Source organism: Nostoc flagelliforme FACHB-838 (assembly GCF_014698065.1).
In the GTDB taxonomy this organism is placed as follows: Bacteria; Cyanobacteriota; Cyanobacteriia; order Cyanobacteriales; family Nostocaceae; genus Nostoc; species Nostoc flagelliforme_B.
Genome location: NZ_JACJSI010000194.1, coordinates 1 through 11,332 on the forward strand (window position 1 = coordinate 1; position 11,332 = coordinate 11,332).

Below are 11,332 nucleotides of genomic sequence, written 5' to 3' on the forward strand. Positions count from 1 at the left end.
TTAGGGTCAAGGTAATCTTTGCTCTGACGGGCACGGTACTCACTCAAAGTAATATTGTTCGCCTTGGCAACAGCCGAATTGTGGGCACTATCCAAAGCTTGTGCTGCTGCTTTAAGACTTTCGAGAGACTGAGGATCTGAATCATTTCCCACATATATAAATGTATTGCCCATTTCGGTGAGGAGCGATCGCAGATCATCGCGCAGATTATTGAGAGAATAGTGGCGGTTGCCAAGAATTTGGCAGTAAGCCTCAAGCGCCCAATCTTTCTCGGCTCCGCGTTTGCCTGTTTCTCTGTCAATCCGCAACAGAAAAGCGGTCATTTCATTGGTTTGGAGCAAGCGCTCCTTAATCTTGGATGCGTTTGTATCCTTGTAACCAAAGGGAGGACGCGGGGCCACCCAAATATGAAACGGGACTTTTGGACGATAACGGTAAAGCTGTTGGGCGCATTCAGTAGCAGTTTGGGAAACGCCGTGAAAGACACCGAACACTAAATCAAAATGATACTCGGAGATATCGACACCAGTACCAAGACTGGGAGAGGTGAACAAGGCATCAAAGTTTTTGACGGCGTTGGTGATATCTTTGATGAAAGCGACATTCTCATCACTGCCAGAATTGTCAGAGTGAACAGACCAGATACGGTATTTTTTTGGTGTATGTGATTTTTCGGAGTTAGATTCTTCGTAGTTGATAGTAAAGGATTTGTCGAGTTTTTTGATGAAACGCTTACTGTCGCTGGCAACCATGACTTTCTCACCAAGCATTAGCGCTGCCGAGATTTGGGCGACTAGAGCGCTAGAATTATCCCCCTCGTACCAATAAATTGTGCGTGAACCGTTTCGCCACTCGTTTTTGATAATGTACGGAACTTCACCTTTTGGTCGCATTGCAAGAAAGAAGTTTACCGTTAAATCATCCATGTGTGCATCAGCGATGACGACCAGTGGCGCATTGTATACTATATATTCCAGTACTTCAAGTATTGCTGCACGGTGCTGTTTGCAAGTATTACTGTGTAGTAAGTGGGTGAGGTATTGGCAAGCTTCATCTATAAATATGCAACCGTAAGTGAGAGACTGAGTATTCAGCTTATGCAAGCTGTCAATAGTAATACTAAGGGCTTGGGCCTGGGCTAAACCTGTGTAACCCAAGTCGGAATACATCGCCGTCCGCAAGCGTTCGGCAAGATTTTTCAACAAGTTAACCCGATGTCCATTGTTGAGAAATCTGGCATCAGGATTTTGGTCACGCCACCAGCGCATAAGTTCAGTTTTGCCAGTACCCATGTCGCTCCACAGTACGACTAGTCCAATTTCTGGAAAACGGAAAGACTTTTTGGGATTTTGGGTACTGGGTTTGTGGTCAGGACAGTCAGAAATTATTAACTCTTGTTTTCCTTCTCCCTCTCCACAACTTGTAGAGCTAACACTTGGGGTAAACAATTTTTCTTCTGCAATATCATAAAGTGGCGGGACAGATGAACATTTTTCCTCCAGATCCGGAATGCAGAGTGCTTGGGTCAAATATTTAATATTGACTGTAACATCTGGTTTGTATTTGCTAAGTCCCCATTTCTTAACCCGATATGAGCGCTGGTAATCCGCAAGTGATTTGGCATCATCGATGATTGCGGTCAGTAGAGCGTTAGCATCAAGACCCCTGGCTACCACGAAATCATCTACACCTTTTTCTGCCCCTGGCAACAGCGCAACTTCACATTCACAACCTACTGCCTCAATCGCTTTGGCAGTCCGTACCGTTGCCTGGTAAACTGACCATCTGGTTTTAGCTTTAGTTTCGTAATCAAATAATATAATGAACTTGCGTCCCGGTTGTGCCATTGGTACTAAGTCAGGATGCAACCGTTCATCAAAATCTTGTTTGCCCACGCGCCCGTTCCAAATTCCCGGAAGTGCGATCGCTACAAACCCCAAAGATAGCAAGCAGGCGGCCTTCTTTTCACCCTCGCATAAGATAACTGGAATCTCTGGATGTTGCTTTACCCACTCCCAGAAAGTAATTTGTAAATTTTTCTGCTGAGAGTCGATGTTTAACTTTATGTGCTGCTTTACCCATGACCAAAATATTAGGGGATTGAGTATGCTTTTTCTGCACAGTTCTAAAAAAGAACTATACTCCGCGATTTGCGTTAGCGTTCCCTGGTATTGTCCTAGTTGCAAGAGCGAAGGCAAGAGAGTACCATTGCCAAAAGCAGAGTTCTTTCGACTTTTAAGCCTTAGCTTTTTCCCACGTTTTGCAAAAAGCACTCTTTGAATATCGGAAACGTTATAGCGCTGTGCTACTAGATTCAAAATACAGTTGGGAACATCGAAATAAGTAACGCGGTTGGCTGTCTTAGGTGGCGACTCGTATTTAACTGGTTTACCTGTTTGCCAATCAAAGCGCGGGAAGTTGGGCTTAATCCGCCCCCACTCCATTGCTTGCCAATTGTTGAATGGGTCAAGTGATTGAATCCACGTCCCACCCAGTAATAGATGCTGATATTGCCTTATGTATGCATCCGTGACTCGACCTGCATTTTTGCGAGGGATTTTATTGGAGATAAACAGGTAGTCGTAGATTGTTTCCCCTTCAATGTGGAAGAAGTTGCGCTTAATCAACGCCGGATGAATGGCGCTACCAGCTAACAACTCATGGTATTGGGCAGCCGTGAGATTGTTTGGATATTCAATTGGGTGTTCCCTCTGCTCAACTGATACCTTGCAATCTGCTTTAGGCTCAAAGAACTCTTTGTTGCCACCGTTAAGTGCAATATAAGTTGTTGTATTCACTTTTCTCCTAAATTTTTCCATGACTTTGTGAGCGACTTGCAGCACCTATGCCGCAGTCATCAGTCATCAGTCATCAGCCATCAAGTATCCGCATTATCAGTTAAGCTAATGAGCATTTAAGTTGCATAAACCCAGGGCTAGAGCCGCTTACCACGAGCGAGTCAGTCTGGAAAAATGAATGACGATTAGCTTATCAGTTATCAGTTATCACTGTTAACTGTTAACTGTTCACTGTTTTTTTGGGCTTGTGTGATTAAATCAGTCTCCTGGGTGGTAAGTTCAGCCCAGTAGTCAAGTTTTATCACCTCGTATTTCTCAGCCACAGCCCAAAAGTCAAGCCATGTAAACTCAATACGTGTAAGTACTTGCCTAATTTCCCTAATAGCCTGGGGTAATAGTTGTAATTGCTCCGTCCTTGTTGCGACGGCTGACTGTGTGGGACTAGTACCCAAAATTATCGCCGCAGCCTCAAGAGCTTGGGTATTGTTCATGGCAACGCTTAAGTTTTTCAGTGCCATGCCCATGAGGCGCAGGCATTCAGTCGCATTTTCTTTAGGCGGTTCGGCTGCCAGAGTTCGCAAATCAATTGTCTTCTCCAGTGGTTGCTCTCCCTTCTTGTTTAATGCTTTAGCCCCTTGTTTGGTATAGGTATTCCCCCAGTCTTGTAATTGATGCGGCTCAAAAGCGTTTTCCAAATCCCGAATGCGCTCTTTTAGCTGCTGGTTCTCAGTTTCCAACTGCCGTAGCGATTCCATCTCGTCTAAGCGCTGCTGCAACTGGATATTTTCCTCCTTCTGTTGCCTGTACAGGTTTTGCAAGGATTGGATTTGCTCACTTACTTGGGCTTCGGCTCTAGCCTTAACCTCTGCTTGTAGTCCAATCCTCAATTCCTGTTCCAGTCGCTCTAACTCTTGCTTATGTTGCTCTTTAAGTGCGGCAATCGCTTCGGAGTACAATGCGGGATAAGTTCGCTCAGTCGATTCGGACACAATTGCGTCATCCAAATCAGTGTTGTTTACCAACAGCCTTTCACCATCGCTAAAGGTGACAATCTGCTGCGAATTATTCGGTGCATCTGCACAAATCACTCCGGATTCCCTATAACGGGGATGTTCTGGTGATGAAATTGTGATGGCATTTTTCGGAACCAATGGTTCCTGATGGAATTTATTTTTTCCTCTTGGCATTGGAGCAATTGTATTTGCGGCAACTGCGAAATCTGATTCGCTAGGGTTTGGGTTTGATGACAAAGCCAGTTTTATCGCAGCAATAAGTTTTTCAGGTTCTTTGGCTAACCTCAAAAGAGGACGGGCTTGGCGCTCATTTTTAATCTGTGACCCCAACTCCCCTGCTGCAACAATAACTTTTGATGCCCCCAAGAGTTGATTTATACGCCGATAGCCGCCATATATATGCAATTCGCCTTGGCAATATTGTTCAAAGTTTTTGTATCCAGCGATTCTGTACATCCGCTCATGATGCATGAGGCGAATCTGTTCTACTGCTTGCAACTCAAATTGGTCTATGGCAGCGAAGGTGTCTTTGATACTGCTATTAAGATCATCGTAATCAAGTGCTGATTTGGTTTCTTCTCTATCTAGTGTCAGCATATTTCTCTCCCGTCATTAGCACAAGGAGAGGGGTTTGAAAAAAATTTTGATATCACCTTAATCCCGACACCAAGGTGTATTGGGCATAAGTCATTTTTCACGATATTTTTCCCTAATAACTTGGTTGACAAGCTTTGCTAGGGGGTTGTATGAGTTATCAGTCAACAGTTATCAAGGACTCTAAATTCCAACTGATAACTGGTAACTGTTATTCGTGCTGCTACTGCTTTTTGCTACGAAATTCGGGATATTTCTTAATCAAACTTAACTTTATAGAAATTTATGAATTTTGACAGCCAAAACACACCGCAAGGAATGGACTTTCCAAGCGGCAGATCCTATAATGGATCTGGCAGCGCGGACTATACTCTCAGACAAACTTAGTGGAATCACAGTCGCCAAACTATAAATGCCACTCGTTTTGTTCCTTTGAGATCAACCCCGCTCTGGATTTCTATGAAATTTGAAACTCGCACAAAGCGCTACTCCTTAGTGGCGCTTTGTGCGTTAAGTTGTCGTACTCTTGTACCTTCATCTCCATGCCTCCTTTCAATTAGCTTAATTTCTTTAATTGAGATATTTTAGCAAGAGCGTGAAACCTAATAAGTGAGGTTACTGACGACCCTGGCTAATTATTTACCACTTTGAAGCTCACTTTTAACTGTAACAATGTTTTTAATGATGCAATAGTGCTACCTCTGCAAAGTAACATTTAAAGCATATAACTTTAAGAGTTTATTGAAAAGCCGATTTTTGATAATAAATATGAAGAATGTAGATAAAGTAGATATTGGAAGCTTGTACGTGAGCGAAAATAAAATACAGTATAAGAAGAGTACAGAGTAGGTTTATTAGGAAAAATCAGTACAAATCCAACACAATGCTACACTTTTATTTTTCTCCACGGGTTTATTCGTGTCTTTAAACCCCATAGTCATCCTATCTGCTAACTGTAAGAATTCTTAAGCTGAATTCTAACTTATACTAAAAACGTTTGGAACTTAATTTTTCAATAATCGTTAAAAGTCTTATGGAGTAAAGCTTCCAGGCAATTAAGTGAAAGTTCATCTATTAGCAGTTTGCAGTATACAACGAATGTATTGTTTCTGCTCACTATGTATGCCATAACAACTATTACCAAGTATGATTACAAGTAGCAATTTAGACATAAATACTATATTAGAGATATTAGAAGAGCAAGTGCTTAAAAGTGTAGGAAGGCGTTTATCAGAAGCTGAAATAGTTGTAATCAAGGGATCTTGGGATGGCAAGGATTATAAGGAGATGGCAAGCGATGGGGGCTACAATTCCTACTATTTACAACAGAAAGTAGCACCGCCGTTATGGAATATGCTTTCACAAGTTATTGGTAATGGAGTGAAAGTAAAAAAAATATATTTAAAAAATATTTTGTTTAAATTAGCAAAAAATGATTATGTAGAAAAGTTAGAATTTTCTGAAGGTGAAAATGAACGCTTAGTAGGTAAGACTTTAATTTATGGAGAATTACCAAAAACAAAATATTTTCATGGACGAGAAAAGGAAATAAAATATTTAAAACAGAGGATTGCTTCTTCTAAAGAAACCAGTATAGCTTTAATTGGAGTTGGAGGAGTTGGCAAAAGTTCATTAGTATCAAAGTTAATAGAAGAAGTATTGACCGATAATTGCGATATATATGAATGTGTAGTTTGGAAAAGAATTGAGGCTTGTTCGTCCCTTGAAGAATTAGTTAACGGATTAATTAAGGTTTTAAGATTAAAAATAAATGATGAGTCTCTACAAAGAAAAATTACTTTTTTATTAAAGACTTTACAATCACGTCCTCATTTGCTTGTATTAGACGGACTTGAAGGGTTAGTACAAGCAGAGAATTTTGAAAAGAGAGTTGAGTATGGGAAATTCCTATTTCAACTTGCGGACGAGCAAGATAAAAGCTATACAATCGTGACAAGTCAACTGCCTTTAGAGGAAATTATTGAGGTAAACACAACTCTTTTAATTTCATCTATTAAAATACAAGGGTTAGATGAAAATGCAGGAATGTCTATGCTGCATGATAAAGGTTTGTATGGGGAATCTTGTAAAAAACTAGTTGAAACTTATCGGGGAAATCCTTCAGAATTGGAGGTAGTTGCTGAACGAATTAATCGTTTTTGGGGAGGTGATGTAGAAAAGTTCTTTGAATATAAAACTACCTTAATGGGTCAACAACTTCAATCAATGCTAAATCAGCAATTTAGGCAAGCTGGACTTTTAAATGATATTCAAAAAAATATAATGATTTATTTAGCAGAGGAAACATCAGAAGAGATCACTTCGATTTCATTCCCTAAACTTCTTGAGTATATTAAAAAAAATATAGATGTATCAACTTCTGAGGTAATAATAGCACTAGAAGTTTTAGAGCAGCGCTCGTTGATTGAGGTTAATAAAAAAACAATAAAGCAAGAAATAAGTTACAGTTTACAACCAGTTATTAGAAAATATATTTTAGTTGATCCATTAGGGTTAGTGTATAAAACTTCTAATCGTCCAAAATCAAATAATTACAATCAGGAGTAAAAGTGGTTTACTGCATAAATCACCTTTGTAACCTGCGCCATAACCCTGATGATATTGAAAATTGTTTAGCTTGTGGAACCCCCTTGCTAATAAATGAACGTATTCGTCTGCTGCGACCATTGCGACCTTTAGAAAAAGACATAGAAGGCTATACAGATGTTTTCGAGGTTGAAGATATTGAGCCAAAATGGGGAACAAAACCTCGAATAAGAGTGATGAAAGTATTAAAATGGAATGAACCTAAATACGTTGAGCTAGTGCGACGAGAAGTACAAGCATTAATCAACTTATCTCATCCGGGAATTCCTCAAGCTGCTAGTAGTGATTACTTTACTTTTACACTACCAAAGGAACCACGCCTAGAATTGCATTGCTTAGTAATGGAGAAGATGGAAGGAGAAAATTTACAACAGTGGTTAGAAAAGAATGGCAAAATTTCTCAAAATGTAGCACTAGAATGGATGTTGCAATTGCTGGACATTCTTGATCATGTACACAAGATAGGATATTTCCATAGAGATATTAAACCAACAAATATTATTTATCAACCAACTGGTAATCTTGCACTTGTTGACTTTGGTACTGTAAGGAAAATTACTAGAACTTACTTAGCGAAAGTGGGGTCTAGCGGAAAAGATAGCATAACAGGAGGAGGAGGAAGTGGATATGAGGTAACAGCAGTTTGTTCGATTGGGTTCTCTGCACCTGAACAAATGGATGGTCGAGCGTTACCGCAATCTGACTTCTATGCGTTGGGACGAACTATCGTCAATTTGGTTACTGGCGTAGCAATGTTGCAGTTACCAACAGAAGATAGGACAGGAAAGCTAATCTGGAGAGATAAAGCACCGCAGATTGATAAGCCTGTAGCAGATTTAATCGATGAAATGATACATCCTTTTCCAGGGTTTCGACCACAAACTACAGAAATAATAACTGAACGAATACAAAAGCTTCCTTGGGAAAGTAAAGTTCATCATTTTCTCAAGTCTAAAGTTTTTAAGATTGGAAGATTTGTAGCAAGTGCATTAATAATTTTTGTAATAGGCAAGTTATCTGCACCTAGTGTAGCTAATTATTTAGTTGCTCAAGGAGAGGAATCAGTAGCAAGGAATGATTATCAAAGCGCAGAAACTTTTTTTGTTTGGGCAATCCAAACTAATCCTTCAACTAAACTGGCTATATCTAAGTATTATTTGAACAAAGCTTCTAATCTCATGCTAATAGGTAATCTTAGCGCGGCTAAAAAGGATTATGAGCTTTCTATAAAATATAACAATCAAAATATAGATGCCTACAACCTCTTAGGAATAAACTGTCAGCAATTATCAGATAATAAATGTGTAGAATATGTTTATCAAAAGTTGCTTAAATTAACCCCAAATGATTGGACAGTGCATTATAATCTAGGACGTTTTTATGATGGGCAAGGAGATTATAAATTAGCAGAAAAAGAATATAGTATAGCTATTAAAAGTAATAGTTCAGCGCTGATAGCTATTAATAACTTGTCCAGACTTCAGATTAAAATGGGTAACTACAATCTAGCAATTTCTTTAGCTCGGTCAGGATTAAAAAAAAGTAACGACCCATTAATACAAGCCGCATTATATAAAAATTTGGGCTGGGCAAGCTTAGAACAAAATAAAATAAGTGATGCTGAAAAATATTTACAGAAAGCACTGAGTTTAGATAATCAAAGAATAGATGCTTATTGCCTATTAGCTAAAGCACAAGAAACATTAGGTAAAATCGATGATGCCAGAATTTCTATAGAATTCTGTTTACTTGCTAATTCTACAGATTCAGACGTTACTATTTGGAGACAGCAATTACTAGATCGTATACTGAAAAAATGATAAGCTAATAAAAGTAAATAATACTAAAAATAGAATTTTTTTTTGTGAAATTAAGTACAAAATATTGGGCATTTTTCTGCTTGCCTTTCTTAATACTAAAAGATATACCATTGGTCGCAAGTGTACCACTAATAAGAGTTAAAAGAAGCCAAGTTCGCTGTGAGGCAATTGGCAGGATAATGGGCAGAGGCGAGAAACGCTTTGGCACTAAAAGCTTGATTTGTGAAAAAGAAAGCATAGAAGTTTTAAACGGTGGTACTATTGACTTTCTTTGTTACAGTTCTGGGAAAATTTTAAAATTATCTAGTGGTATTGTTTCAGACAAATGCCCCAAGATTGAAACTATTAATGCTAATTGCAACCCTAACAATGTCGTAGGATGCTTCCGTCCCAAAGGAGGCACAGAAGAAAGCGATGAGCCGACAATTATTTCTCCTTACAGTACTTCAACATTGAATCCTCGCCCGGAAATAACTTGGACTCCTGTTAAGGGTGCTACTTCTTACAAAGTCAAAGTAGAAAGTTACGAGTTTAGATGGGAAAAAATTGTAAATCAAGCTCGGCTTGCCTACCCAAGTGATGAAAAGGAGTTTCAACCGGAGGGCATATATACAATATATGTCTTTGCTTACAAAGATGGTAATGCTTTTAGCTATGACTCAACGCCTGTTAACCTATTGTCTATAGCTTCACAAGAAGAAATTGCACAAAATATTAAACGCATTAAAGAATTAGGACTACCACCAGAAGAGACTGTTCTTGATATAGACGCAATCTATGCGTCAGAAAATCTTTTAAATGAAACAATTGAGATGCTGAAGTCACACACGGAAACTGCAACTCCTAGCCGAAATCCAAGTCTTTACAGAGTACTGGGCGATCGCTATCTGAGGGCTTGGTTGACAAACGAAGCTAAACGCCAATACATCAGGGCTTTTGAGGTAGCGAAAAGTAGTAATAATTCAAAAGAGTTACAAAAAGCGCAAGAAGGTTTGAAGATGGTGGAATTCTACAACCAACTTCCCACCAGGAGGAACGGGGCCCAGTAGTAAAATTTTTGATATTGGGGATTTGACAGTAAACTCAATTGTGCCTGACGTAGTGCCTCTGCTTTAGGTAAGCCATTATTCAACCCTTTATAAAATTCTTGCATAAGCAAAGCGGTAGAATTGGCATCCACGCGCCACAAAGTAGCGATAGTACTACGCGCACCTGCCTGGGCAGCTATCCCTGCAATGCCCATCACTGACTGCTTGTTGCCTTTTGCAGTTTCGCAGGCACTGAGAACAAGTAACTCAATTGCATCTTGACTATTTTCAGTTTTATCTCTGATTAAACTGTCAAAGTCTCTAATATTAATTAGTTTGTCATAGGCTACCAGTACTGTTTTGAGTGGATCAGAGCTGAATTGACCGTGAGTAGTAATATGTACAATAGGAAAATCATTTTGAGTCAGTTCTTCTTTGAACCTTTTAAAGGTAAATTTATCGTCTAACAAGGCTACTGAGGATTTAGTTTGTTTTTCAACATTTTCTACTTCTTGTTTAGATGGGAGCAAACTTCCCATGTTTTTGGGTGCATTTTTATCTATATAGCTGGGGCTAACTTTTGATAGTCCAGCTATCAAAGCTATCATCTGATTTTCATGCAAGATTCTAGGTTGCCTTACCCTAGAACCTATAGTTTCTGCAATACTATAATGCTCTATTAGATAATCTTTTCCGTCATATAATAATCCCATTGGTAAGCTTTGAAAAGATTTATCTAAATTGAATACTAACGTCCCTGATGAGGGTATATATTTTTTTATCGGTGTAATTAAATATTCATAAATTTTTTGAGAATAATGAGTAATAGCACTCTCATTGATATTAATAAATTTTTCACTTTGTAACGCTTCTAAAAGCTGATTCACCTGAAAATTGACTAACTTAGAGTCAACAGAATGATGGTAAAGTGAGCCATCTGGAGACTGAACAATTATCTCTATAGTATCTTCTAGGTCAATAATATTAATTACAGATGGAACGTTCTTGAGATTTTGAAGCTGGTTTAGAGCAATAAGGTCAAGCTTGCCACATCGAAGAAAGTTTTCTAAACGTGCTATTTGCAGTCCTTCATTTATTTGTATTATTTTTTTTAGATCAGGACTAGGAGATGCTAAGAGTAATCGCATATAATTACGATATGCCGGTTCCATTTCCTCCTGCAATGAGAACTGTAAATCTCGGTTACTTGACAAAAAACTATCACGAACTTGAGTCATGTTTGCGATCGCAGCATTATAGTTCTGAATCGCTAACTCAGTTTCTCCCTGTTTTTGGTAAATTAGTCCTAACTGCTGCTGCCATTGGTAGGCGATATCCGAAGCCCGAATTGATTGAGCGAATCCTAAAGCCTTCTGAAAATATGCCTTTTTTTGTTCTGTTTGAGTTGATAATTTACCTAAAGTACCAAAACTATAGGATAACCATCGGATACTATTAATAGTTTCAGCCAT

At 38.8% G+C, this 11,332-nt stretch carries 6 protein-coding genes; 3 read left to right on the top strand and 3 right to left on the bottom strand.

Annotated elements, in window-relative coordinates; translation table 11 throughout:
* The coding region (locus H6G97_RS36725; RefSeq protein WP_338421922.1) for a plasmid replication protein, CyRepA1 family at positions 1–2,699 on the bottom strand (2,699 nt) is incomplete at its 3' end.
* Between the two features lie 299 nt (positions 2,700–2,998).
* Complete coding sequence (locus H6G97_RS36735) at positions 2,999–4,408, bottom strand: hypothetical protein (protein WP_190945613.1); 1,410 nt, start codon at positions 4,406–4,408, stop codon at positions 2,999–3,001.
* Positions 4,409–5,551: 1,143 nt separating this feature from the next.
* On the opposite strand from H6G97_RS36735, the gene H6G97_RS36740 reads away from it, so the two are divergent.
* The 3 genes from H6G97_RS36740 to H6G97_RS36750 are packed head-to-tail and all read left to right on the top strand — an operon-like array spanning position 5,552 to position 9,881.
* Positions 5,552–6,973: a helix-turn-helix domain-containing protein gene (locus H6G97_RS36740; RefSeq protein ID WP_190945615.1), complete on the top strand. Its 1,422-nt coding sequence runs from the start codon at positions 5,552–5,554 to the stop codon at positions 6,971–6,973.
* A gap of 2 nt (positions 6,974–6,975) precedes the next feature.
* The gene (locus H6G97_RS36745) at positions 6,976–8,832 is read left to right on the top strand and encodes a protein kinase domain-containing protein (protein ID WP_190945617.1); all 1,857 of its coding nucleotides are present in this window, start codon (positions 6,976–6,978) and stop codon (positions 8,830–8,832) included.
* A 44-nt stretch (positions 8,833–8,876) separates the two neighbouring features.
* Positions 8,877–9,881: a hypothetical protein gene (locus H6G97_RS36750; protein ID WP_338421921.1), complete on the top strand. Its 1,005-nt coding sequence runs from the start codon at positions 8,877–8,879 to the stop codon at positions 9,879–9,881.
* On the opposite strand, the gene H6G97_RS36755 is transcribed toward H6G97_RS36750, so the two are convergent.
* Positions 9,842–11,332: CHAT domain-containing protein (locus H6G97_RS36755; protein WP_190945619.1), on the bottom strand; the 1,491-nt coding region annotated here is incomplete at its 5' end. The genes H6G97_RS36750 and H6G97_RS36755 overlap by 40 nt on opposite strands.